This window comes from Prevotella sp. Sow4_E9_plate, from assembly GCF_052116205.1.
Classification (GTDB): Bacteria; Bacteroidota; Bacteroidia; order Bacteroidales; family Bacteroidaceae; genus Prevotella.
This window is the reverse complement of record NZ_JBQKLN010000009.1, coordinates 1-24,502: the sequence shown is the minus strand read 5'-3', so window position 1 is coordinate 24,502 and position 24,502 is coordinate 1. Positions and strand designations below refer to the sequence as shown.

General features: G+C 46.5%; 21 protein-coding genes. 2 read left to right on the top strand and 19 right to left on the bottom strand.

Features of this window, described 5'->3' with window-relative positions:
- Positions 1–317 precede the first annotated feature (317 nt).
- The 10 genes from ACTQ53_RS05250 to ACTQ53_RS05205 form a co-directional block, all read right to left on the bottom strand.
- A complete protein-coding gene (locus tag ACTQ53_RS05250) occupies positions 318–1,268 on the bottom strand; it encodes a toprim domain-containing protein (protein WP_264904285.1) in 951 nt (316 codons plus the stop codon).
- Positions 1,269–1,338: 70 nt separating this feature from the next.
- Positions 1,339–2,457 (bottom strand): AAA family ATPase, encoded by a 1,119-nt coding sequence (locus tag ACTQ53_RS05245; protein WP_217745580.1) that lies wholly within the window; start codon positions 2,455–2,457, stop codon positions 1,339–1,341.
- Between the two features lie 130 nt (positions 2,458–2,587).
- Positions 2,588–2,926 (bottom strand): helix-turn-helix domain-containing protein, encoded by a 339-nt coding sequence (locus tag ACTQ53_RS05240; RefSeq protein ID WP_094881200.1) that lies wholly within the window; start codon positions 2,924–2,926, stop codon positions 2,588–2,590.
- 173 nt (positions 2,927–3,099) lie between these two features.
- Positions 3,100–3,825: a hypothetical protein gene (locus ACTQ53_RS05235; RefSeq protein WP_441932314.1), complete on the bottom strand. Its 726-nt coding sequence runs from the start codon at positions 3,823–3,825 to the stop codon at positions 3,100–3,102.
- Positions 3,826–4,112: 287 nt separating this feature from the next.
- Positions 4,113–4,490, bottom strand: coding sequence for a helix-turn-helix domain-containing protein (locus tag ACTQ53_RS05230; RefSeq protein ID WP_118115494.1), 378 nt, complete (start codon positions 4,488–4,490; stop codon positions 4,113–4,115).
- A 14-nt stretch (positions 4,491–4,504) separates the two neighbouring features.
- Positions 4,505–5,203: a hypothetical protein gene (locus tag ACTQ53_RS05225; RefSeq protein ID WP_118115492.1), complete on the bottom strand. Its 699-nt coding sequence runs from the start codon at positions 5,201–5,203 to the stop codon at positions 4,505–4,507.
- Between the two features lie 166 nt (positions 5,204–5,369).
- Positions 5,370–6,551 carry a site-specific integrase gene (locus ACTQ53_RS05220; protein WP_287597620.1) on the bottom strand — a complete coding sequence of 394 codons (1,182 nt, stop codon included), beginning with the start codon at positions 6,549–6,551 and terminating at the stop codon, positions 5,370–5,372.
- A gap of 89 nt (positions 6,552–6,640) precedes the next feature.
- On the bottom strand, positions 6,641–8,149 hold the full coding sequence (locus tag ACTQ53_RS05215) for a helix-turn-helix domain-containing protein (protein ID WP_441932313.1): 1,509 nt from the start codon (positions 8,147–8,149) through the stop codon (positions 6,641–6,643).
- Positions 8,150–8,660: 511 nt separating this feature from the next.
- Positions 8,661–10,064 carry a tRNA uridine-5-carboxymethylaminomethyl(34) synthesis GTPase MnmE gene (gene mnmE / locus ACTQ53_RS05210; RefSeq protein WP_441932311.1) on the bottom strand — a complete coding sequence of 468 codons (1,404 nt, stop codon included), beginning with the start codon at positions 10,062–10,064 and terminating at the stop codon, positions 8,661–8,663.
- A 578-nt stretch (positions 10,065–10,642) separates the two neighbouring features.
- A complete protein-coding gene (locus tag ACTQ53_RS05205; protein ID WP_441932310.1) occupies positions 10,643–11,515 on the bottom strand; it encodes a nucleoside phosphorylase in 873 nt (290 codons plus the stop codon).
- A gap of 209 nt (positions 11,516–11,724) precedes the next feature.
- Here ACTQ53_RS05205 and ACTQ53_RS05200 point away from each other — a divergent pair, with 209 nt between their 5' ends.
- Complete coding sequence (locus tag ACTQ53_RS05200; protein ID WP_441932308.1) at positions 11,725–13,005, top strand: serpin family protein; 1,281 nt, start codon at positions 11,725–11,727, stop codon at positions 13,003–13,005.
- A gap of 107 nt (positions 13,006–13,112) precedes the next feature.
- Here ACTQ53_RS05200 and ACTQ53_RS05195 read toward each other — a convergent pair whose 3' ends face one another.
- From ACTQ53_RS05195 to dnaN, 6 genes are read right to left on the bottom strand one after another with little or no spacing between them, the layout of a single operon-like run.
- Positions 13,113–14,759: a tetratricopeptide repeat protein gene (locus ACTQ53_RS05195; RefSeq protein ID WP_441932307.1), complete on the bottom strand. Its 1,647-nt coding sequence runs from the start codon at positions 14,757–14,759 to the stop codon at positions 13,113–13,115.
- A gap of 5 nt (positions 14,760–14,764) precedes the next feature.
- Positions 14,765–16,432, bottom strand: a complete 1,668-nt coding sequence (gene recN, locus ACTQ53_RS05190) for a DNA repair protein RecN (protein ID WP_441932306.1) — start codon at positions 16,430–16,432, stop codon at positions 14,765–14,767.
- A gap of 44 nt (positions 16,433–16,476) precedes the next feature.
- Complete coding sequence (locus ACTQ53_RS05185) at positions 16,477–17,379, bottom strand: type IX secretion system protein PorD (protein ID WP_228117768.1); 903 nt, start codon at positions 17,377–17,379, stop codon at positions 16,477–16,479.
- 4 nt (positions 17,380–17,383) lie between these two features.
- Positions 17,384–18,574: a bifunctional phosphopantothenoylcysteine decarboxylase/phosphopantothenate--cysteine ligase CoaBC gene (gene coaBC, locus ACTQ53_RS05180; protein ID WP_294970484.1), complete on the bottom strand. Its 1,191-nt coding sequence runs from the start codon at positions 18,572–18,574 to the stop codon at positions 17,384–17,386.
- 4 nt (positions 18,575–18,578) lie between these two features.
- Positions 18,579–19,442, bottom strand: coding sequence for a 3'-5' exonuclease (locus ACTQ53_RS05175; RefSeq protein WP_294970486.1), 864 nt, complete (start codon positions 19,440–19,442; stop codon positions 18,579–18,581).
- A 49-nt stretch (positions 19,443–19,491) separates the two neighbouring features.
- Entirely contained in the window at positions 19,492–20,613 is a 1,122-nt protein-coding gene (gene dnaN, locus ACTQ53_RS05170; RefSeq protein WP_441932305.1) for a DNA polymerase III subunit beta, read from the bottom strand.
- A gap of 197 nt (positions 20,614–20,810) precedes the next feature.
- Between dnaN and ACTQ53_RS05165 the strand changes: the two genes are divergently transcribed.
- The gene (locus tag ACTQ53_RS05165; RefSeq protein ID WP_293630174.1) at positions 20,811–21,260 is read left to right on the top strand and encodes a DUF3127 domain-containing protein; all 450 of its coding nucleotides are present in this window, start codon (positions 20,811–20,813) and stop codon (positions 21,258–21,260) included.
- A 114-nt stretch (positions 21,261–21,374) separates the two neighbouring features.
- Here the strand turns inward: ACTQ53_RS05165 and ACTQ53_RS05160 are convergent, their stop codons facing one another.
- The 3 genes from ACTQ53_RS05160 to ACTQ53_RS05150 all read right to left on the bottom strand — a co-directional run.
- The gene (locus ACTQ53_RS05160) at positions 21,375–22,565 is read right to left on the bottom strand and encodes an MFS transporter (protein ID WP_441932304.1); all 1,191 of its coding nucleotides are present in this window, start codon (positions 22,563–22,565) and stop codon (positions 21,375–21,377) included.
- Between the two features lie 45 nt (positions 22,566–22,610).
- Positions 22,611–23,387: an NAD(+) diphosphatase gene (gene nudC / locus ACTQ53_RS05155; protein WP_441932377.1), complete on the bottom strand. Its 777-nt coding sequence runs from the start codon at positions 23,385–23,387 to the stop codon at positions 22,611–22,613.
- 99 nt (positions 23,388–23,486) lie between these two features.
- Positions 23,487–24,502, bottom strand: a 1,016-nt coding sequence (locus ACTQ53_RS05150; RefSeq protein ID WP_441932303.1) for a transposase, incomplete at its 5' end; no start/stop codon positions are given.

The window sequence follows — 24,502 nt, the reverse complement described above, 5'->3', positions numbered from 1 at the left end:
AGTGAGGACGAGCGCAAAAATTACGAATCCTGACATTTTTAATCTGAATTTTATTTGTTATTTTTATTATTATCATACTCGGAACTTACATCCGACGAGTCGGCGTATTTCCCAAAAACAGTGCAAAGGAACATATATTTGTGCGATAAATGAAAAAACAGAGCTAAAACCGTTTCAGTCTTAACACAGATTATAAAAGAAGTATGATAATATTTTAATAATCATACTATAAAATAACAAGAGGGCATATAAAACAAAAAAGGAGACCCTCTCGAAAGAGAACCTCCTGATTGGTCAGTGATATGGCATTTGGGACATTATTTGGGTGGTTTGATGATACCATTGATTACATCATTAACATCTTTGTAATTGACATATCGATGGGATTCATCTACTACCTTATCCTGATAAGCAGCTTTTATCTTCTCTACAGTCTTTGCACCTGCATCATCGTTGTCCAGATAACAATGTATCAGAGTGTATTCCTGCAGGTATGGCAGCAGAACCTTGATGTTACTGACAGAGTTGAGAACGAGATAGTCGCATTCATGTGGCAGACAAATCTCATTGTCTGTTATCCATTTCTTGATACTGGCATATGTCAGCATATCAAAGAAACCTTCAAAGATACAACATTCTTTGTGTAGCTCGTTGTTTGGTCTGATGATTGAAATCGACTTTTTGCCAATGCTTCGTTTGCTGTATTTGTTCCTTGCTTCCATTCCACCCTCGATATTCTCAAAGGCTATGGCATAGTAACTCTTGTCATAGATACGATAATGTACTTCCTTGCAATACTCCTTGGCTATGTCATAGTCTATTCGTCTCTGCAAAATGTAGTCTCTGAGATAAGGATGACTGAGCCCAACAATACGCTCAATGATGGTGTTGGCTTCTTTTGCCTTCTCTCGCTGGTCAGCTTGGTCTTGTTTCCAGGCTTCCTTTCTCTCATTTTCCTTTCTTTGGGCTTCATAATCCTCTGAATATTGTAGATGGTGTTCTTTTATCTTCTGTTCCAGATAGGTCAGAACTTCATGATTGTTCCAGGAAGGATTCATTTTCTGAACCAGATTGATGAGATTGCCACCTTCGCCAGCTCCAAAGTCATTCCATAGATTCTTCTTGGGACTGACATTGAATGAAGGCGATGCCTCAGTCCTAAAAGGAGACAGATACCAATAGTTCTCCTTTAATATATAGACATGATGATAGCCCTGTGATTCAAGGAACTGCACAATGCTGACTGATTTGATTTCTTCTATAGTCATGTTGTTACATATTTTATGGGCACATATTAGTTTAATATATATATACCCGGTTAAACTTAAACTTATAAACTTACTTGGACGGAAACAGAGTAGGGTGATAATGGTAGCCGTCTTTCTCTTTTGTTATCAACTTTCGTTCATTGAAAATCTTTAGCATCTCCTTCACGGCATTATCACCACGTTTGTAACCTTCTTCGGCATAAGCTTCACCCAGAGCCTTTACCAAATCGACGTATCTCTGTGGGGTACTCTTGGAGAAAATCTTTTGAAGTACCATCGTATGAACATCGTCAGGCAGAGAGGTGAGCGGCTTGTCTTTGGGCTTGACAACAGTGACGTGATAACCGACATCAAGGACAGGCAGAGAGTTATCGTCAATGTGGAATGCCCAGCTCGAAAACTCTTTGTCTCGCATGTGCATGGGTCTTACCTCACTGATATTGGCATCCTGCTTGTTCTTGCTGATAATCAGCACCGTTTCTGCCTTATTCTCCAACTCAGTACCAATATGGCCACGAGTGTTGTTGTCATTCTTGTTAAGGTGGAGCACGCAATGGATATGCAGATCATACTTGCTCGTCCATGCCATCAGCATCGTCATTACGTCTGTTGACTCCTTGGCATTGTTGATGTCGTACATGAGATCTCGCAAACCATCGATAATGACAAGTCCCACACCATCAAATGTTCTTAGCGCATAATCTATGAGGGCTATGCGTAGAGTAGGAGTGAACTCCCTTAGTCCATAGAATTTGATGCGCTTGTCTTCCTTGTTAAGGCTGAGTCCTGCCAATCGGTAGATTCGCTCAACAACATTGTGGCAATGATAGCGACTCTGCTCCGTATCGAAATAGAGGATCTGTCTCTTTCCTTCAGGAAAACTTGCCCGGTAGTTGAGCACAGTGGAATTGGTTAACGCTGCTGCTACCATCGCCGTGATGTTGAACGTCTTTTTACTCTTTGCCTTACCAGTTGATGCGCTGAAATTTCCGAAAGTGGCAATGGTACAGTCACCGACCCATAACACCTGGGGTGGTACGGGCGGTTTTTCTGAAGCTTTTATCTCTCCTTGTCTGAGATAGCTTTCCAGTTCACTGTCGTTGAAAGCGCTCTTGCACAGCATGCCTACTTCCAGGGAACCTGCTGCAGACTCTTCTTTCTCACTTTTACTGTTTCTTCCTCTTGCCATTGCTTCTTTCATTTTGATTTCTACACTTTGAGGGGTCAATCACTATCTCAGACTTTTCCAAGAGAGCCGTCAGTTGGACATCAGAATAAACTCTGGTCTTGTTTTTCTTTCTGTCTTTCATAACGCTTCTCTATTTGTTGGCGCTGTCCTTTCGTGCCGGGGTGATATGGTTGTTGCGCATCCATTTCAAAAGTTCCTTCTTGTCGAAATAGATGGTTTTGCCCTGTGGCTTGTAGTGAGGGATCTCCATGTTCATGGTGAGCTTGTATATCTGAGACTGAGAAACGCCAAGATATTCCGCAACCTCGGTGGTGGTGAGCATTTCTTTGTTTGAGAAATATCTTTCCTCAATCTTTGAAAGACGCTCGTTAAGTGCCTCAGGTTCTACCGAAGTGAGTTCCTTTACTCTCATTTCCAAAAGTTCTACTCTCTTGGCAAGTATGTTCATGTCAATTTTACTATTTCCCATTTTCTTATTACTTTTAATGTTAGACAATAAGGGGGCTACCCCCGAAACTGAATCGATTCGGGGGCAAAATTACCCCAATAAAATCTAATACAACTGACCTTACTCCTGACACTCGGAAGTGTCAGGGGGGATGTAAGGAGATTTTTCTTTTCAGTTGTTTAACTTACTTTACTTCATCGCATTTCTTTCAGTTGTTTTGCAAAATCCAGAAACTCCCCACTTGGGAACTTTGCAGATGAAGCCTTCAGTTCACTGAGTCGGCTGCTGATAGCACCTCGCTTGGATGCCTTTCCCGTACTCTTAGGGGTGAGTAGCTGATTGTCCGCAATAAGTGATACCCAGTTGTGGGGAATCATCTTCTCGATAGACAAAGCATACAGCAATTGAAGTACCTGTCGCATGTTGACTACAACCAGAGATTCTTCCAACGCACATTTGAAGAATCCGTCCATCGTTTCATCATCGATACCATCTACAAAGAAATTCGACTCATTGGCGAATTTCGTAATGAGTCGAATCTGTTCTGGAGTGAATGAAGCAAGAATACGAGGGCTTTCAACCACAACTTCAATGTGGTTGAACTCATAAACCATTGTCTCAAAGTCTCCTTTCTCAAATGAGGACTTGGTGAAGTACTTAGTGACAAGGTCTTTTCTGGTTGTAAGCAACTCATACAAGCTGAATACATGCTTGAAATGGTTGCGGACGATCAGCTCCTCGGAAGAGAAGACCGGCAGGTGATAGCTAACAAAGTCGTTGACATATCTGTCATACAACTTGCCATCATTAAGGATTTCCGACTTGTACTGCTCGTAAGCAGTACGATAGAGTGTCCAAAGCTCATCTTTGGAAAGCTCAATCTCTTGTTTTGGACAATGATCTGAGCATTGTAAACACAAAAAGAGAGAGCACAGAGGAATTGTTCTTCTGACTCATATTACTTTTTGTTAATGAATAAATTTGAAATACGCCTGCTTAATGAAGCAGGCGGAAATGTGTATTTAACTTGACGTATATTTGCTATGTAAGTCATCATTTCAGTGCAAAGATACACTAAAATTGTGCAGTCTATCTGCATTCAGTATAAAAAATAACATCAGTATGATTATTTAGACTGTTCTCAAAAGAAAAGCCCACATTAGGGAATATCCAATGTAGGCTTCTGAATCTTAGGCACTTATCTGTCCTATAAAGTTCTTTGTCTTGGCCTTTTGCTGAGTATCTGATTAATCTCCATGGTGCTGATTGGAGCCTCTATCTTGCAGCCAGATTCTAACCATTTGATAAGGTCATCCCTAAAGAAGGTGTATTTCTTACCCTTCTGATTGACAGGGATTTCTCCGTTCTGTATGTAAGTGTACATAGTGGATTTCTTGATTTTAAGAAATTCACAAGCTTCCTTCACATCCATTGGAATATGATCTGACACGGAAGGTCTTTTAGTCCTGCGTACTTCTTCTCGAATCAGTTCCATAGACTGGTCAAGAAGATCGAATCTTTTTAGAATCTCTGACAATACTTCTGGTATGTCATTAAATGTTATTTGTCTTTCTTCGTTCTGCATATTGAAAACTTTCTTTATTTCTGATGATGAAATTGATAATCATTGTAATCGGGTACATCTATCTCTATTACGCATTTGCCCTTCTGTCTCAATGTACGTCTCATGCTTTCCACTTCAACATCCTGGAGTTCGGTAGGGAAACACAGCTTGATGAAGGTTGCTCGTTTCTGACCGCTCCAGCCAAGGCGTTCTCCAATATTCCAGGAGTAATGCCTGATGTCGAGAGTATTCAAGGTTCCATTTGTTTTCACAGGAACAATACATGATTCAGGGATGTCGTACAGTTTGATGTTCTGACACAGTATCTCCAAGTACTCATCTGTCATATATGGAGAAAGAATTGAGTAAGTGTAGTCTTTGACCGCATCATATTTAGAACTTTCAAGACTATACTGCCTGTTGCGATAGCGTTCACGCATTTCTTCCGCTTTCTCTACATCCGATATGGATGATTCGCTTGAAGAAACAGTATTGTTTATCACGATGTCTCTCACCGCTTGCGGCTTACGTAAGCAAATGAAGGCGCAGACGATGATAGCAAATGATATATAGTAGAATATCATCGGCAAAGAGAAACCGAAATCAGAGTCCGGAACCGTCACCATCAGGTTAGCAATCGCTCCATGTATTCTTGGAGCGACTACTACCATAATGATGGTGAGCATATTTGAAATGAGGAGAATCAAGAAGTTCTCTTTTAACTTTTTAATCATTGCAATTGTTACTTTTTGGAGTTTTTGTGACTGCAAAGATATAGAGAATCTTGCTATTTTCTACTATTTCGTATCAACAAAATGCTTCTCTTAAACACTATTTATTATTCTGTGTTTCAATGCTTTAAACGATATTTTATTTTCTCTTATTTGCCGTATTATAATCTTATTTTCTCTTATTTGCTTTTGGGCACATCTTGCTTTCTGTTGGCTTCGCATCGTCTTTCACGTTCGTTAACGTAATTCTGCCTGCTGCCTCACGTGTTTTTGGATTTGCGTGAGAAGCGTAGATCTGCGTTGTGCTGACATTCTTATGGTTGAGCAGATGCTGAACGGTATAGATGTCTGTACCAAGTTCGAGCTGCAACGAGGCATACGTATGACGGAAGCAATGGAAGGTGATATGCTTTTCGATACCGCACTCTTTTAGCCAGTTCTGCATCACACCATACGTCATAGTACGTTTGAAACCTTGGAAGATATATGTTCTGTTGGTTTTGGGATGGATTAGAGCATATGCATCATCACCAATTGGAACCTGGGTTTGGCATTTTGTCTTCACGCAAATGAAATCCAGATAATATCCACCATCAGCATAGCTACGGATGTTTTCCCATTTCAATCTCAGGATGTCGCTGATACGGAGACCAGTCAGACAAGAGAACAAAGCTGCCTTTCGAACCACCGGAATAGAACATTCTGTGTTGTACATTCTTCTAACTTCCTCCAGGGTGAGACTTTGCTTCACTGGTGTGGTACATGAAATGTTTTCCAAAAGGCTGGCAAGATCATCTGTCAACCTACGCTCACGGTATGCCTTTGTCAAGACCTGCTTGAACACATTCCAATAGGCTGATGCCGTATTTCTGGAAATAGACTTCTTGATAACATGTCCACCTCTTGATGAAACTTTGGTATCAAGGAGATATTCCATATACTTGTTACAGTAAAGTACATCAAGCATCTCAAATGTACATTTGCCTTTACTGAATTTCTCGAAATGCTTATAGGCTGCATCACACTTCACGTAGTTGCGATTGACCATATTTCTGAAATATTCGAGAAAGTCCTCCTTCAATCTGTCACGGTTGAAGAAATCGTATTTCTCATCGAGAACATCAATGTACACCTTACAACGAATAGCTTCTGCCTTGGCGAGAATCTTGTCATTGTAGAGCTTCTCCTGCTTGTTGGCAGGATCGGCATAAATGTACATGCCAAGTGAGCGACGGCGTATCAACTCCATCGTCTCCGGGTCTCTATATCCTGGCCAGAAGTCCAGGAAAAGTGACTTTGTTCCGTTGCGTCTGTCACGCATACGGAGCTTAACGGTTTTACATACTTGCATAATATATCTGATTTTTGTATTAATAAAATTCGTTTGCAAAATTCTTAAATGATACTATATTGACAGCAGTAAAGAGAAAGTAAATCATACTATTCAGTATAATCTGTTTTCAAATCATCATTTTTGAAACGTTTTTCCATGAGTCTGTCGAATTCTTCTTTTCTAAAGAACATGAATTGCCCCTTCTTTACTTTAGTGACTTTGTAATGCTTGACGTAATAATGAACAATATCCTTTGTCATTCCATACTTCTTCATTGCTTCTTCTACGGAATAGTATCGTTCTCTTCCTTCGAAATATCCAGTCTTCAGCGCCTGGATGTGCTGCTTTGAATAGTAGGTTACTCCATATTCAACTTTTGAAGGTATCTTATGCCTGTGGATGAATGAACGTACTGCATCATGCGTCATCTTGTAGGTATCTCTCATCTCTTCAGGAGTAATCCAGTCATTTATATCCGCATACTTATGCTTCTGATTGTATAGGATGTCAATGGCATTCTTCTCATAGAAGTTGAAATTTTTAAGAGCTATTTTAGGAGTTTTGTTCTCTCTTGTCATCACACCGACATGCTTGATGGTAATCTTGAACATTTCTGCCACTTCCTCAGTAGAGTAATATCCTTCTGGAGTAGGAGGACATGCTCTCTCCTGTGCCTTTGCTTGGAAGATGACACGTTCTGTTCCATCCAGGTTCTCCACTTTTTTGGTGTTGCCCATTCGCTGTTGAGTAATCTTGTCGAAGTCGGTTCTATAGATCATCGTGAACTTACCTCGCTTCTCTGTCCTTACATCATAATTTTTAAGAGTGTAGCTAATCTGATCCTTTGTTAAGCCATACTTTTCTGAAATCTCTTCGTAAGTGTACCAGTCCGGATCTACCTCATTGCCTTTTTGCTTGATACTATCGATATGTATCTTTGAGTAATAGGCTTTACCATTTCTGTTTACCCTTGGTACCTTGTGATAGGTTACAAAACTCATAGCGTTAGTTCGAGTCATACCATACATCTCCATCACCTGATCCATTGTATAGTAGTTGTCGAGATCGATTTCTTCAAGAAGGTCTGCAAACTTTGCATCAACTGCCTTTTTACTGAAGAAGGTGTTACGTCCTACATAGACTTTTGGAATACCCAAACGGTCACAGCGTCCCCATACGGCCTTGCGACCGATATTATATTTCTCCATGATTTCACGCAAAGTATAATACTCCTGGTCATCTTTGCGTTTATAGCTTTTCTTCTTGTATGCACCAGCTTCCTCAAAGTACTTATCAAGATCTTCACGACGAACATATGTCTTACGTCGTAGTCTGACAGCTTTGAGTGTTCCAGAGTAAAAGCATCGATACACAGTAGTAACACTAACACCAAGAAGAAATGCGACATCTGAAGGTGTCAAGAAAGGTCGAGAAGCGATTTCCAGACTTTGCAAATTCTGAGCATCGTCCTTCTTACTTTCTCTTGCTTTTTTCTTTTTCTCAGCTTCTTTCTTCCGATGTACAACACGAGCACACCTCTTGGAGCAATACTTATTTGTGATTTTGGTAGCAATGAACTCTTCACCACATACCTCACATTTTCTTAAAATTCTCATTTTTGCTTGCTATTTAGTACCCTATGAGACCCCCTAATTCTTTTGCAGCAATTTTCACGTTTTTGCAGCAATTTTCATGATGGTGTCCAACATGAGAAATGTCGGTCACTGGAAAGGTTTGCAGATTTTGCAATTAGTGTCCAAAAATAGAATTTTGGCTTTCCATTTGATCACAGAATTGAGGGCCACGAATGAAATTTGAGCCAAAAATACACCAAAATATTGGTTTCTACAAATTACAAATGGAATGTGTTAAGACGAAAAAAGCCACCTAAATAGGTGGCTTGCAAGCAGTTATAAAAATGTTCGTTTTAGAGCTGTCCAGGGGGTTACTTTCCCACGCACCATACGTAACCAACTGAATATCAAGTTGTTTAACGTAGTACTGAGCCATATGAAAGCCGGGGTAAAATATAAGGTTTTTTATCTCCTTAATTATCTGATATTCAGTGCTTTTTAGTCCTACTTTCCTACTTTTTTCAAGTATCTTTTTAAGCCCTTTTCTACGCCTTCACTTTCCGATGCAGAAGTGCTTGAAGATATTGTTCAATGTCTCCTGGCTACTTATCTGTCCGCCAGTGATTTCGCCCAGCTCCTCCAATACCATCTTCAAATCTTCGGCAATGATGTCGCCGCTCATTCCCATTTCCATCGACTCCAATACTCGGGAGAGGGAATCATGGGCACGGATGAGGGCTTCGTAGTGGCGGGCACTCGTTATGATGACGTCGTTCTCGGTAATCTCAGGAATATCAGCAGCTTTTACTAATGCCTGCTCCAGGGATGAAACGTTCTCGCCTGTGCGGGCACTGATGAAGAGTGGGGATTCTGATTCGCTGGAATCTGAACCGCAGGAATGAGTGAACTTATCGAATGCAAGCTTTTCATCCTCCAGCTTATCCATCTTATTGAATACTACCAGCAGCTTCTTGCCCTGGTTCTTCAGCTTCATCTCCTCGATTTCTGAGACTGACGGCTGCTTATCTAATAGCCAGATTACTATCTTCGCCTCTTCCATCTTCTGGAAAGTGCGCTCTATTCCGATGTTTTCTACCACATCATCCGTCTTGCGGATTCCTGCCGTATCTATGAAGCGGAAGGTGATTCCGTCGATGAGGGTGGTGTCTTCGATTACATCTCGGGTGGTTCCGTGAATGTCGCTCACGATTGCCTTCTCCTCGTGGAGCAGACGGTTGAGCAGGGTGCTCTTGCCCACATTCGTCTTGCCTACGATGGCTACGGCTACTCCCTGCTTCAGGGCGTTGCCGGTCTCGAAGGAGTGGGCGAGGGTGGTAATCTTGTGATTGATTTCTTCGGCTAGTGCCTGGAGTTCGCGGCGGTCGGCAAACTCCAGTTCTTCGTGGTCGCTGAAGTCGAGCTCCAACTCCAGGAGCGAAGTCATCTTTAATAATTTTTCGCGCAGCAGGGAGAGTTCGTTGCTGAAATGACCCTTCAGTTGGCTGAGCGCCATCTTGTGGGTTGCCTTGTTGGTAGAGGCGATGAGATCAGCTACGGCTTCTGCCTGGGAGAGGTCCATCTTGCCGTTGAGATAGGCACGACGGGTGTATTCGCCCGGTTCTGCCTGGCGACATCCTACCTCCGTAAAGCGATGGAGGACCTGCTGAAGAATGTACCGGCTGCCATGACAGGAAATCTCGGTGGAGTTCTCGCCTGTATAACTGTGGGGTGCACGGAACACGCTCACCAGTACATCATCGATGGTGTTGCCATCCTTATCCTTGATTTCGCCATAATGCAGAGTGTAGGGCTTGGCTTCTTCCAGGGATTTGCCGTTGGCAGACTGGAAGATTTTGTCGGTGAGGGTAATGGCGTCGGAGCCACTGAGTCGGATGATTCCGATGGCGCCGCCAGCTGGGGTTGCCAGGGCGCAGATACATTCTTCTTGATTCTTCATTCTTTCTTGTTTATTTTAAACTGAACTTTCGCATATGGGGAAGTTAAGTGAAGTTAGGGAAGTTAGAAGGAAGTTAAGGGACAAATGTCCTACGTTTTACGCTAGAAGACTATTGTCCCTTAACTTCCCGAACGACCGTAGGGAGTGATAACTTCTTTAACTTCAATCAATTCCCTCACTTGCGAAACTTGAATTTTAAAGCTTTTGCCCTTTCAGGGCGACAGAGTTGTTTGCTGTTTTAACCCAGGGCGTTGCCCTGGGCTAGGAGCTTCTGCCCCTTCAGGGCGTATTGCTGCAATGAGTTTTTGCCTTTCAGGGCATTAGCGTCCCGCCGGATTTGCAATCCGGCGTTTAAAAATATCCTAACCTATTTAGGTTCTGCGGATTTGTAATCCGCAGCAAAGGAGTATGCTTTCCTTTTGTTGGGGGATTACAAATCCCCAAGGTTTTAATAGGTCGAACCTTTTTTACGGCGGATTTCAAATCTGCCGGGACGCCTAGCGGGGGTTCGAGAGCTTTTGCTCTTTATCTTTCCTTCGGGCGGTGACCGTTGGTTCAGGGCGTATTGCTGCAATGAACTAGATTCTATCGAGCACAACCTTGATGAGATTGTCGATGGTGCTCTTATAGCCTGTGTTGGCACTGAGGGCTCGACGGTTGGCGATGACCATGCAGCAGGTTAATGCCTTGTGGCCGAGGAGGAGAGAAAGACCGGCAAGGGCTGAACTCTCCATCTCGAAGTTGTTGACGCGCAAGCCTTTATACTCGAATTCCTCAATCTTTGCGTTAAGCTCCGGGTCGGCGAGTGGGGCACGGAGTTCTCTGCCCTGAGGACCGTAGAAACCGCCGCAGGCGATGGTGATTCCGCGAACCATGTCGTCGCCGGCAATCTGATTGAGCAGCTCCGGGTCGTTGTCTACACAGTATGGATTTCCTATCTGGTCGTTCCACTTCACCTGACGCTTGAACTCAGCCTCTGTCTCGAGGTCGCAGATTTCATTGCGGCGGGCATAGAAGTTGATGAGTCCGTCGAAACCGATGCTCTTCTGTGAAGCGACAAAGGTTCCGGCAGGACAGTTGAGCTGCAAGCCTCCACAGGTTCCGATGCGTACGAGGGTGAGGGTGGTGTGCTCCGGTTTTTCGGTGCGGGTAGCGAAGTCGATGTTTTTCAGTGCATCCAGCTCGTTGACCACGATATCGATATTGTCGCATCCGATTCCGGTGCTCTGCACGGTGATTCTCTTGCCTTTATATGTACCGGTGATGGCGTGGAATTCGCGGCTTGAAACCACGCATTCCTTCTCCTCGAAATGGGATGCTACGAGAGCTACGCGACCTGGGTCGCCTACGAGAATTACTTTATCCGCCACCTGTTCCGGGCGTAAATGGAGGTGGAAGCAACTTCCATCTTCATTGATGATCAATTCTGATTCTGCAAAATATTTGCTCATAATTTAAATTGTTTTGATTGTTAGTAACTGTTTCTTTCCTTTATGTAAAATGCAAAGATAGTATTATTTTCTGGAATGTGCAAAGGTTTTTACGGTTTTTAAACTATTATTTTTGAGAAATATTAAGAAGAGTTAAAATAAAGAAGAGAGATGCAAGGATTTCCCGACTGCTGCATTTTACTAGCAGACGAAATTTAAAAGAAGAGATTATGAAAAAGAATAACATGATGAAGTCTGCCGTGCTGATGATGCTGGCAGCTATGGCTATCAACTCTTGCTCTACAAGCAAAAACGTGAATAAGGAAATCAAGGACGAGAACCAGGTGGCTCGCCCTAGCAAAGATATGGATATGGACGAACAATATCTGACTCTCTCGGATGCTCAGCTCGACATTCTGCAGAAGAACAACAAGTTTGCCTTTAACCTCTTTCAGAAGGTTTCGGGAATGGACTCGAAGGTGGTTTCGCCTATGAGCGTTTCCTATCTCATGGGTATGTTGGCAAACGGTGCTGACGGTGAAACTCAGCAGGAAATCATGAAGGCGATTGGCTGCGACGGGGTGAGCGTGAAGGAGCTGAACGAGCTTTACAAGTCGCTGATCATGAGTGCTGGAAAGTTGGACAGACAGACCGACGTGAACATCGCTAACTACGTGGCTGTCAACAAGAAATATCAGTTGGATAAAGATTTCGTGAAGGCTGTTTCTGACAATTATCAGGCTGGAATCGAGAGCCTCGACTTCAATTCACAGAAGTCAGCTGACCGCATCAACTCCTGGTGCGAGAAGCAGACAAAGGGAATGATTCCGAAGTTCATCGACCGCATGGAGCCTAGTGCAGTTTCCTATCTGCTGAACGCCATTTACTTCAAGGGCACCTGGATGAAGGAGTTTGACAAGAATGACACGAAGCTGGAGTATTTCCGTGGTTATACGCGCGATATCCAGAAGGTGGAGATGATGCATCAGAAAGAGAAATTCGACTATTATGAGAATGAAACCTTCAAGGCGGTGCAGCTGCTCTACGGCAACGGAACCTACTGCATGACCGTCATGCTGCCTAACGAGGGCAAGAGCATCGACGAGATGATGAAGGGTATGGATGCAGGAAAATTCAGGACAATGATGGGAAATATGGAGGTGTGCGAGGTAGACTTGAAATTGCCTAAGTTTACCACAGAAATAGAATTGCCGCTCAACGACATCATCAGTCAGCTGGGTGCGCCATCTATCTTCAACCCGTCGAAGGCAGATTTCAGCCGTTTCGCCAAGGGCGATTTCTTCGTGAGCCAGATGCTGCAGAAGGCTAAGATAGAGGTGACCGAAACGGGAACCAAGGCTGCTGCCGTTACCGGAGCCATCATGCTTACAGCCTTGGCGCCAAGAGAAGAGCGCCATGTGGTTTTCCATGCTGACTGTCCGTTCGTCTATACGATTACTGACAGACAGACCGGTAGCATCCTCTTCATGGGACAGTTTACGGGAAAATAAAATAAGAAAATTACACGAGAAATAAATATAGTTGAAGGGGGAAAAGCTCATTTCTAAATCCAGAGCTTTTCCCCCATTTTCTTATTCTTTTCGTAAAAACTTGCTTGCTATTTTATCTTTTCCAGATATCCGGCAGCTCGCTTATCGCCCAGCTCTTCTGCCTTTTTCAGATTCTTGATGGCTTCTGCCTTCATGTTCTTCTCCTTATAGAGCAGACCGAGGAGGAGGTAACCGTCAGCATATTCAGGGGCTAACTCAATGCAGCGGGATGCGGCACTGATTCCCTCATCATAACGCTTTACTCGCAAATCCAGACTTGCCCACTCGGCAAAGAAGGTTGGCTCCTTTGGCGCAAGATAGCAGGTTCGGGCAATGTCTAACAGCGCCGGCTGCCACATTCTCAGCTTGGTTTCGCACTGATAGCGGGCATAGAAGAAGGCTGGATCTACCGGGCGCGCAATGCTGTCGTACATGTTGAAGTCCTGAACGGCACGGCGATACTGCCCCTTGCCTGCCAGATATTGACCACGAGCCAGATAGTATGGACCCGCCATGTTGGTGCGGGCTCCCACGCTGACGGCACTGTCGAGCAGCATTTCAATCTCAGAATCAGGAGCTTTCAGCCTTGTCTTTGCCTGCGCAGCCTCCAGATAGAGCTCACCGCTATTGATAGGAGTCTTGGTCAGGTCGAGGAAGATATTGGCTGCATCTGCATAATCGCCCTTAGTGAAGAGGATTCGGGCTTCCTGATGCTTGTAGACCGGCTGAGCCTTGATGGCGTAAGCCTGGCGAGCCTCGTCAAGCGCCTTGTCCAGTGTCCAGGCTGTATAAACGGAATCGCCCTTATAGATTATCTTCTGATAGATGATGTCAGAATAATCCGAATGAGCCTCATCCTTGGCAGCAGACTTCTTAATGCCGGTTTCCATCATTCGGGCAGCCTCTTCATACTTGCTGTCGTTCACCAGGCTGAGCGCCTTTTCCTTATATCCGAAGGCAGATGTAGGGAATTTCTCGATGAATTCGTCAGCATACTTGTCATAATCCTGCATGTTCAGCTGACCCTTCTTCAGGGTCATCATGGTCATGGCTTCCTCCTCTGTATCAGGCAGGGCTGTGCGGATGGAAGTCTCTCTCAGGGCGGCATCGAGCGATGAAAGACCGGAAACTTTCAGCTGACTGGCGTAGTTGGCGTCAATCGCTGTGGTCTGACCGTTGCTGTGCATCAGTCCTATCACCTGTCCGTTCTTGTTGACGAAAGGACAGCCTACCGCATTCTCAGGAACTCCCGTAGAGAAGATGTAGTAGTTGTAGGATGTAAGGAATTTCTCTACACTCGTGATGCTTTCCTGCTGGAATGGCGACTTCTTGATAGAGTAGGGAACGAGCCACACTTTCTGTCCGGCTTCCGTCTCCTTTGCAGCGATGGTAGCTGCAGCCGTATTCGCCTTGATTCTGAATTTGGCAACATCATAAAGCTCATCAGCTCCCATGATGGCGTCAACTTCATACGATTTTCCCGTGGCATCGACCACACTGGCCTTGGTGGCTCCCACGAAAGGCTTGAAAGTACTGATGGCAGTACCCTTGTTATCAATAAACACTCCCTGTGTAGATGATATGATGGCGCCGTCCTTATTGAATGTAGTCAAGGTGAAGACGCTTTTGGCAACCTTCTGTACAGAGCCAGGTTGCGCAAGGACACTCGATGCTCCCAGCATCAGAGTCAAAATTATTATATTGATTCTTTTCATATCTATTATTTGGCATGTTTGTTTATCAACTCCCTGGCATTAGCCAGTGCCGCCTGGCTGATGTCGCTTCCGCTGAGCATCTGGGCGATTTCTTCCACCCTCTGTTCAGGAGTCAGTTCCCGCATCTGCGAGATGGTTCCGGTCTGGGTTTCCTCCTTCATCACCTTATAATGATGGCTGCCCATGGCTGCTATCTGAGGCAGGTGGGTGATGGAGATGACCTGACGGTTCAGGTTGCCCATCTCGGTCATGATTTCTGCCATCTTCTCGGCAATCTTTCCGCTGACTCCCGTATCGATTTCGTCGAAGATGATGGTTGGCAGTTTGACAGCGCCGCTGATCATCGCCTTGAGCGAGAGCATCACGCGGGCTATTTCGCCACCGGACGCTACCTGGCTGATAGGCTGGAGAGGGGTGCTGCGGTTGGCGCTGAAGAGGAAACTTACCTTGTCAGCACCGTCCCTGCTGAGCGGTTTCTCGGCAAATTCTATCTCGAACCGGACGTTAGGAATACCGAGCGGGATGAGACGGTTCTTCATCTCCGTCTCGATTGCCTTGGCGGCTTTCTTGCGCAGATTCGTCAGTGCATAGGCTGCCGACAATGCCTTGAGCTGCTTGTCGGTTACTTCCTTCTGCATGAGCCTGATGTCCTCATCGCCATTGTCGATATGGTCAAGCTGCTGAGTCAGACGTTCGCGGGTTTCGATGAGTTCCTCTACGGTCTCTACATGGAATTTCTGCAGCAATGCGTTGAGCTTATCCAGTCGGGAATTGAGCTGTTCCAGGCGGGCTGGGTCGAAATCTATCCGATCCAGGCTTCGGCCGATTTCCTGCGCAATGTCCTTCAGTTCGATGTAGCTGGAATCCAGGCGGTCGGAAAGTTCAGCCACTTCGGGGTAGACCTCCCTGATGTCGCTGATGCTGTTGCTGGCATTGCGCAGCAGCTGCAGGATGCTTCCCTCATCGCCCGAAAGCGAATGGTCGGCTTCGTAGAGAGCTGATTTGATTTCTTCCGAATGGTTCAGGGTCGCTGATTCCTGCTCCAGTTGCTCAAGTTCGCCTGCTTCCAGATGCGCCTCGTCGAGTTCCTTATACTGGAATCGCATGAACTCCTCGTTCTCACGGTTTCTGTTGAGTTCCTGTTCCAGCCGTTCCAACTCAGCCTGGGCTGAGCGATATTGCTGATAGGCAGCCTGGTAGGTCTTGATCTGAGCTGCGTCCTTAGCCAGGATGTCTACCACGTTGAGCTGGAAATCTTCCTTCTGCAGCAGCAGGTTCTGATGCTGCGAATGAATGTCCACCAGCTGTTCGCCCAGTTCTCTCATCTTGGTCAGGGGAACCGGAGTGTCATTGATGAAAGCCCTGCTCTTGCCGGCACTGGTCAGTTCACGGCGGATGATGGTGTCTTCTGCATCAAAATCGATGTCGTTGTCGTCGAAGAAACCCTTCATGTCGTATCTGGAGAGGTCGAAATGAGCCTCAATCACGCAACGGTCCTTGCCCGACTTGATGGCCTTGCTGTCGGCACGGTTGCCCAGCAGCAGGCCGATGGCTCCGAGGATGATGCTTTTGCCTGCACCCGTTTCGCCAGTGATGACAGAGAAGCCTGGATGTAGTCTTATATCCAGTTCGTCTATAAGCGTAAAGTTTCTAATATACAGTTGCTTGAGCATAATTCATTAAATCTTTTTTCTAACCCTGGCAGAAAGCCGGGGCTTTATTCCTTTATCTTGTCCCAGAAAGCGCTTTGAGACGGGTTGATGCTGAAGAGAAGTTCGTAGATGGCTTCCTTCTCCTTCTGGGTTCCATGACCCTTGTAGATGTTGGCAAGCTCATCCTTCTTGTAATCAGTCCATATCTGCGGCAGCAGACTGAGCGGACGGTTTTCCCTCGCCTTCCGGAGAAGGGTGGTAAGAGCCGTAGTAATCTCGCCCCGGCCTCGTTCCACGTTGCTTGCCATTTCGTCCAGCCCCTTGCGGTAATAATCATACTGCAGCTGGCGGTAGGGTTCCATGGCGCCGTCCAGATAATCGGAGATGATGGCAAAGCGGTTCTTGGAATCGGCAAATGCCTTCCATCCCGGATAATCGAGGTTCTGGGCGTTGTTGGCAAGGTTCATGCATCTTTGAAGCACATCTTCGCCACCCTTGGGCGCAAACGTGTCGAGGTCAAGACCTATGATGAGATAGGCATAATAGGCGCAGAGAGCCGTCAGCTGATTGTCTATCTGCTGCTCGTTGAACTCCAGCTGGTCGAACTCGGCAAACTTGAACGTGAAGTTCTGGTCCACATTATTATATATGGTGGTGGTGTAGGCCGAATTATAGACCGGTCGGTTAGCCTGGATAAGCGCCTTGCATGTAAACATGTTTGCATCTTTATCATACTTGCTTACCGTAATGTTGAAATTACAGACGATGCGCTCTTTCCTGGCAAACTGCAGATGGGTCCATTGGCGGTCGTTGAGAAACTGCTCCAGGGTCTGCTGCAGGTTTTCGAAGACGCTCTTGTCCGTGCCCGAAATCTGGGCGTGGTTGATCGTGACCTTGGCCTGGAGCTCCTGCGCAGAAACTGTCTGTACGGTACAGAACAGAATCCATACCATACAGACAGCTTTCATCCACCTACAGGATTTTTGCCAATTCGTTGATGATGTCTTTAGCCACCTCAGTCTTTGGTTTCTTCTCATATTCTTTCTTGCCCTTTTCTGAGATAATCGTTATCTGATTGTCGTCCGTGCGGAATGTGGTTCCCGGATTGCGGGTGGAGTTGAGCACGATGAAGTCGGCATTCTTCTTCTGTCTCTTCTTCTGTGCGTTGGCTTCCTCGTCGTTGGTTTCCAGGGCGAAAGCCACGATTCGCTGGTTCTTCTGCTTCATCTGTCCCAGGGCAGCAGCAATATCGTGCGTAGGCACGAGGCGCAATTCCAGGTCGTCCTTCTCACGCTTGATTTTCCTGTCGGCAACGGCATTCGGCTTGAAGTCGGCAACGGCAGCACAGAGGATGGCTGCATCTGCCTGCTGGAAAGCCAGGGTAGAGGCCTGATACATCTCTTCGCAGCTCTCCACATCGATGCGGTTGATTCCGGGACTGCACGAGAGCGCTACGGGACCGGAGATGAGGGTTACGTTGGCGCCACGGCGCAGGCATTCCTCAGCCAGGGCGAATCCCATCTTGCCGGAAGAATAATTGCCGATGAAGCGCACCGGGTCTATCTTCTCATAGGTGGGTCCGGCAGTAATCATCACGTTCTTGCCCTTCAGGTCTTCCTGCTCGCTGAAGAATCGTTCCAGATACTCCACGATGATGTCGGGTTCTTCCATGCGTCCCTTGCCTTCCAGTCCGCTGGCAAGGAATCCCACTTCCGGTTCTATGATATGATTTCCATAGCCCAGGAGGGTCTTCATGTTAGCCTGGGTGGATGGATGCTTGTACATGTCCAGGTCCATGGCTGGTGCAATGAAGACCGGCGCTTTCATGGAGAGGTAGGTGGTGATGAGCATGTTGTCGGCAATGCCGTGAGCCATCTTACCCATCGTAGAGGCGGTGCAGGGAGCAATGAGCATGGCGTCTGCCCAGAGTCCGAGGTCAACATGAGAGTTCCATGTTCCGTCGCGCTGCGAGAAGAACTCGCTCACCACGGGCTTATGGGTGAGGGCAGAGAGGGTGATGGGAGTGATGAACTCCTTGCCGGCTGGCGTGATGACCACCTGCACCTCAGCGCCTTTCTTGATGAGCCCGCGGATGATGAGACAGGACTTATAGGCTGCAATGGAGCCCGTAATGCCCAGTACTATTTTCTTTCCTTTCAACATTCTCCTATTTCCCCATACGCTTATTGTATTCACGGAGGCGAATACGGGTAAGTACCTGCTTGGTATTGTTGGTAAAGTCGCTGCCCAGAACCCATGTGAAGTAGCCTGGGTCGCGGGTCAGGATTTCGCCAACGTCCCAGCCTTTGTATTTGCCGAAGTTGAAGACCTCATGCTTCAGAGGCTCGCCCTTCTCATCGGTCATTACATTGCCGTCAGCATCCTTCACTTCCTGCCATACGATGCGGCCAGCAAAGTCTACATTGTCGTTCTGCTTGGAGAAGGCAGCCAGCTCGTCCATGTCGTTGTTGAGCACGCGCTCCGGTTCGTCCTGAACGCCTGGAGCATATTTGTCGAGCTCAGCCATCAGCACGCGGTAGGTGGCTTCTGTATCCTGGTCAGCTCTATGAGCCTCGAAATCTTCTTCCATCTTTCTTCCGCAGAAGAACTTGTAGGCAGCAGCCAGGTTTCTGCGCTCCATCTTCATGAAGATGGTCTGAGCGTCGATGAGGCGGCACTTGCTGAAGTCGAAGTCGATTCCGGCACGGAGGAATTCCTCTGCGAGCATCGGAATATCGAAATGGTTGGAATTGTAGCCGGCAAAGTCGCAGCCGGCAAACTCCTTGTCGAGTGTGGCAGCCAGCTGCTTGAAGGTAGGAGCGTCCTTGACGTCTTCGTTGCTGATGCCTGTGAGGGCTACGACCTCTGCAGGAATCTCCTTCTCCGGATTGACAAAGAGGTTCTTTCTTGTCTCTGTTCCGTCCGGACTTACCTTGATGTATGATATCTGAATGATTCTGTCCTTCACCATGTCCAGGCCTGTTGTTTCAAGGTCGAACACGATTAAAGGCTTCTTTAAGTTGAGTTTCATTTTTCTATTAAAAATATTTGTCTGACGATTCAGTTAAGCCTACTGCTCCTTAGTCATTCAGGAGCATAGGCATGATGAGCATGAGGACATCCTCGTTTTCAGTCTGCTCTGCAGGAACGATGATTCCGGCACGGCTAGGGTCAGCGAGCTGGAGGATGATGTTGTCGCTATTGATATTGCTGAGCACTTCGTTCAGGCTGCTGCCCTTGAAACCGATGTTGATTGGCGAACCCACATACTCGCATGACATCTGCTCGCGGGCTGATGTAGAGAAGTCCATATCCTCAGAAGAAACCTCCATTCTGCCTGATTCGATGCTGAAACGAACCAGCTGGCTGCTCTCGCTGGCGAAAGGCATTACGCGGCGCAAGGCGCTGATGAGAGCCCTGCGGTCTACGGTTACCTCGTTAGGATTGTTAGGAATCACGGAGTTGTAGTTAGGATAGCGACCGTCAATGAGTCTGCATCTCATCTCGCCGTCAGCGAAAAGGATTTCGGCACTGCGGTCATCAAACTTGATTTCCACGTCATCGCTGTCTCTTGTCAGGATAGCCTTGAGCAGGGAAGCTGGCTTCTTAGGAAGGATGAAAGAAGCTGGAGTCTCACTCTTGATGGTGTAGTTTCTGTTGCGCACCAGCTTATGGCCGTCGCTGGCAACGATGGCGAGAGCATCGGCAGTGAGGTCGAAATAAATACCGTTCATTACAGGGCGCAATTCATCGTTTGCCGTAGCGAAGAGAGAACGTGAGATGTTGTCAATCAGCACGTTTGTAGGAAGGGCTATGAAATGAGAAGCCTCGTTCATGCTCTGTGTGCGAGGGTAATCTTCCGCATTCTGACCGGTGAAGTTGTAAAGACCGTTCTGGTAAACGATTTTGATAGCAAAGGTCTCCGTGTCAACATCAAAGTTGAGAGGCTGCTCAGGCAATTCCTTGAGCGCATCGAGGATAACTCTGTTAGGTACGCAGAATTCGCCTTCGCCGTCATTGTCTGCCAGTTCGATGGTGCTCTTGATGATATTGTCACTATCGCTGGCAGTAACTGTCATTTCACCATTTGCTACCTGGAAAAGGAAACAATCAAGGATAGGCAAGGAATTCTTGCTGCTGATTACCTTGGCTAGCATGTTGAGCTTGTTGCTCAATGCAGAACTTGAAACTGTAAATCTCATGAGTATTTATTTTAAATTAATTTTTTATTTTTCTTATTCACCTATTTAATTTAGCATAATCGCTTAATTGAGCACAAAAATACAAAAAATATTGTTCATACACAAAAATAATTGGATAAAAGTTTGAGTTTTAGAACTATTTTTAGTAATTTCGCAGTCAGAATCGTTTGAATCTATAAAAACTTTAAAATATTAATATGGAATTACAAGGAAAGGTTATTGCCGTTTTACCAGAAAGAAGCGGCGTTTCTCAGAGAGGCGAGTGGAAGGCTCAGTCTTATGTTATCGAAACTCACGAAGCATATCCTAAGAAGTTGTGCTTTGATGTTTTTGGCGCAGACCGTATGGCTCAGTTCAATATTCAGAGTGGTGAAGAGATTTTGGTTTCCTTCGATATTGATGCTCACGAGTATCAGGGTCGTTGGTTCAACAGTATCCGCGCATGGAACGTGCAGCGCGTAGATCCTAACGCTGTTGGCGCAATGGGTGGAATGCAGCCTGGTGCTTCAGCATTCCCTCCTATGGGTGCAGCTCCTGCTCAGCCAGCTCCTGCAGCTGCTCCTGCAGCAGGTGCTACTGCTCCATTCCCTCCAGCTCAGCCAGCAGCTCCTGCAGCAGGTGGAAGCGCTGACGATCTTCCATTCTAAGCTGAAATACAGCATTGGAAAACAGTTGAGGGTGTGTCATCATCTTGTTGATGGCACACCCTCATTTTTTTGTTTCTTTTTCCGTTTTCTCACGGAACATTTTTTCTGAAAATTCTATTCTACTCTTCTCCGCTTCTCGAAAAAGCTTTTAGAGGCGGCAAAGAACAGAACGACGGCTGCGGCATTTTCGATGGCTACCATCCAGAAGGTTCCGTTGTAGCTGAAATGCTCTGCCACAACACCACCGAGCAGACAGCCGATTCCGAATCCCAAATCCCAACCCGTAAGAATACTGCTGTTGGCTGTGCCTCGCTGGTCGTGGCGCGCCACATTGATAAACATATTCAGGAAGGCAGGATAGAGATGACCGTTGCCCAGACCGATGAGTGCGGCTGAGAGGTAATAGGCTACTGGATGCTTGATGGAGACGAAGATGATGAAGCCCACCAGCGAAATCAGCATTCCTTCGGCTGCATTCTGCGTTAACTTGCCTTTGCTCAGTGCCTTACGACCCTGCAAGCGGGAGAGGAACAAGCCCATCGAAAGAATGGCAAAATAGGTTCCCGTTCCGCCCGTAATACCGAGTTCTTCCTTGCTGTAGATGGCAAGATAGTTGCTCAGAACACCCCAGCAGAAACCAAACATGCAGATGTTGATGGCGAGCAGCCAGGCACGGGTCAGGAAGAATCGGTCCAGGGACAGCTTCTCCTTGTTCTTCACAATCTCCTTCTCCGGCAGATGAACCGTTCCGGCAATCACCACCGAAGCGATGGCTACGATGAAGGCAATCCAGAACAGCACCATGTAACTGCCCACCATATTATGGAGATAGATTCCGACAGACGGAGCTATTGCCATGGCGAAATTGTTGCTCAGTCCGTAGAGGCCAATGCCTTCGTTGCGGCGGCTGGCAGGCAGGACATCAATGGCGCAGGTACTGTTGGCAACGGTTACGGCGCCAAACGGTCCGCCATGCAGGGTTCGGCAGATGGCAAACATCAGGATGGTGCTGGCAGCAATGTATCCTGCAAAGAAGATGGCGAAGGATGCCAGGCAGATCATCAATACTTTCTTACGAGAGAACCCGTCTACCACATAGCCGCTGAAGGGGCGGACGATGAGGGCTGCCACAGTATATCCGCTCAGTACAATGCCGATTACATCCTTCGTTGTCCCGAAGGTCTCACTCAGATAGAGCGGGAGCAACGGGGTGAGAAGATAGAAGGCGAAGTAGAGCAAGAAATTGGTCGTCATCACCTTCACATAGTTAGCATTCCAAAGTTTCTCTTTCATCTCTTGTTGCATTCTTGTTTCTTGTTCAGAACAAAAGTTTCTTGTTGCGTTCAACTATTAAATCTTGCCCTCCAGCCAGGCGTCAATCAGGCGGCGGGCAATGGATAATTTCTCAGGAAGGATAGGGAGGTTGTCCTTGCTAAACCACTTGCCGCGAGAGAGTTCCTCTTTCTGCAGGTGGATTTCTCCATCCACATATTCTGCCGTATAGCCCACCATCAGTCCACTTGGATAAGGCCATGGCTGGGAACTGAAATACTTCACGTTCCGGATGGTAAGTCCCGTCTCTTCCATCACCTCGCGATGCACGGCTTCTTCCAGGCTTTCGCCCGTCTCTACGAATCCAGCTACGAGAGAATCGAAGTTGCCCTTGAAGTTGCGGGCATGAACGAGAAGAACCTGATCGCCCTTCTTGATGAGCACGATGATGGCGGTGGCGAGAGATGGCCAGACCTGCTTGCCGCACTGGGTGCATTTCTTGCTGATGTCGGTTGTCATCTGCATCGGAGCGCCGCAGACGCCGCAGAAATGGGTGTTCATGTCCCAGTAGTTCAGTTCCTGGCACTTGCCTGCCTTCTGATAAAGCTCAGGTGTGAGCTTATAGAAACTGGGGCGCAGACCGCACATCACGAACTTCGGATGGTCTGTGACGGGTTCCGGAATGGTGAAGGTTTTCACCTCCGTTCCGTCCTCCATCGGAGTGATGTTGAGGATGTGGGTCCAAGGCTTTGTCTCTATCGGACATTCCTCACTACATGGAATCATATAGGTTCCGTCTTCTCTCTTCTCCAGCAAGAGGTCACTCTTGCAAAATATAAACCAATACTTCATAATATATTTTTTCTCAAGTTTTGCAAGTTAGTCCCACACGCTCTGAACCAACGGTCACCGCGTGTGGGAAGAAACTTGCGAAAGTTCAGTTATGAGCCCACTTTAAAAAGGGGCATATTTTGAATCCAGCATGACCAGTGTGGTCATTCTGAGTGAAACATAGCAATTGGCTCCGCTGGTGAATATCTGTCGAGAAATCGCTTTGAAAGAGCCGAAAGCTTCTCTGATAGGCCCGAAAAGGGCAAATATCGATCTTTGAAATGTTGAAATCTGGAATATTACCATCCTTCGGAGATTCATCCACATACATCTGCTATATGCATGCATACGATGTTTGAGCAAGCCCCTGTATCGGGTCTTGCCATTACGTGTATGAAAACTGTATTGGAACATGGCTGCTTCAACGTTATTCCGTTTATGCTGCTCCTCCAAAGGAAGGCTTTCTATCTGCTTCCTTAGCTGATAGGCTTTAATGTCTTTGTCTTCAAAGTAACGCCAACCGGTTTTGTTGTTCCATGGGATTCTCCAACGTTTTCTGGAGCCCTGCTTTGTGACGGCTTTGACGGCCTCATAGGTGTTGCCAGTAGCAATCTCCCTGACGGTCAGACCATCCTCGTCATGTGGTATCAGTTCCCATCTGCATCCACCTTGCATCTTGCCAGTCTTGAGCTGCATGGCATTGTGGTTCTTTGCAAACTCTCGATTGTCTGGACTTTGATAGGCACCATCTGCATACAGGTCTTCAATCGTAGAATCCGTGACACGTTCACTGTTTTCCACAGCCTCCTGAAGGAAATGGCAGTCTGCAAATACTGCAGTTTCAACCTGAACGGAAGTGATGATGTTAGGCTTGCCTTCCTCTACAGTCTCTGTGATGTTGGTCACATAGCCTTGCACCTTCTGGTCGTTCTTGGCACGATAGGTTGCATCAGGATCGTTAGGATTCTGAAGACTGTCTGCCTTTACCTCCTTCTTGTCTCGAAGTACAGCCTTTCCGTCCATTACGACATACTGTTCTTCAAACAGACGCAGAAGAAGATCATGTGCAGGAGAAGTAGCTGGAAAAACTGCCAGCATCTCCATGATGAAATTACCAATTCTGGCAAGATTGCTCTGAA

Excerpts from the sequence above, each read along its gene's own strand:
- recN (WP_441932306.1), bottom strand. The coding sequence starts at position 16,432 with ATGCTCAAGCAACTGTATATTAGAAACTTTACGCTTATAGACGAACTG.
- ACTQ53_RS05185 (WP_228117768.1), bottom strand. The coding sequence starts at position 17,379 with ATGAAAGCTGTCTGTATGGTATGGATTCTGTTCTGTACCGTACAGACA.
- dnaN (WP_441932305.1), bottom strand. The coding sequence starts at position 20,613 with ATGAGATTTACAGTTTCAAGTTCTGCATTGAGCAACAAGCTCAACATG.
- ACTQ53_RS05245 (WP_217745580.1), bottom strand. The coding sequence starts at position 2,457 with ATGGCAAGAGGAAGAAACAGTAAAAGTGAGAAAGAAGAGTCTGCAGCA.
- ACTQ53_RS05225 (WP_118115492.1), bottom strand. The coding sequence starts at position 5,203 with ATGATTAAAAAGTTAAAAGAGAACTTCTTGATTCTCCTCATTTCAAAT.
- ACTQ53_RS05220 (WP_287597620.1), bottom strand. The coding sequence starts at position 6,551 with ATGCAAGTATGTAAAACCGTTAAGCTCCGTATGCGTGACAGACGCAAC.
- ACTQ53_RS05205 (WP_441932310.1), bottom strand. The coding sequence starts at position 11,515 with ATGAGCAAATATTTTGCAGAATCAGAATTGATCATCAATGAAGATGGA.
- ACTQ53_RS05240 (WP_094881200.1), bottom strand. The coding sequence starts at position 2,926 with ATGGGAAATAGTAAAATTGACATGAACATACTTGCCAAGAGAGTAGAA.
- ACTQ53_RS05250 (WP_264904285.1), bottom strand. The coding sequence starts at position 1,268 with ATGACTATAGAAGAAATCAAATCAGTCAGCATTGTGCAGTTCCTTGAA.
- ACTQ53_RS05165 (WP_293630174.1), top strand. The coding sequence starts at position 20,811 with ATGGAATTACAAGGAAAGGTTATTGCCGTTTTACCAGAAAGAAGCGGC.
- ACTQ53_RS05200 (WP_441932308.1), top strand. The coding sequence starts at position 11,725 with ATGAAAAAGAATAACATGATGAAGTCTGCCGTGCTGATGATGCTGGCA.
- mnmE (WP_441932311.1), bottom strand. The coding sequence starts at position 10,064 with ATGAAGAATCAAGAAGAATGTATCTGCGCCCTGGCAACCCCAGCTGGC.
- ACTQ53_RS05175 (WP_294970486.1), bottom strand. The coding sequence starts at position 19,442 with ATGAAACTCAACTTAAAGAAGCCTTTAATCGTGTTCGACCTTGAAACA.
- coaBC (WP_294970484.1), bottom strand. The coding sequence starts at position 18,574 with ATGTTGAAAGGAAAGAAAATAGTACTGGGCATTACGGGCTCCATTGCA.
- ACTQ53_RS05160 (WP_441932304.1), bottom strand. The coding sequence starts at position 22,565 with ATGCAACAAGAGATGAAAGAGAAACTTTGGAATGCTAACTATGTGAAG.
- ACTQ53_RS05195 (WP_441932307.1), bottom strand. The coding sequence starts at position 14,759 with ATGAAAAGAATCAATATAATAATTTTGACTCTGATGCTGGGAGCATCG.
- ACTQ53_RS05230 (WP_118115494.1), bottom strand. The coding sequence starts at position 4,490 with ATGCAGAACGAAGAAAGACAAATAACATTTAATGACATACCAGAAGTA.
- ACTQ53_RS05215 (WP_441932313.1), bottom strand. The coding sequence starts at position 8,149 with ATGAGAATTTTAAGAAAATGTGAGGTATGTGGTGAAGAGTTCATTGCT.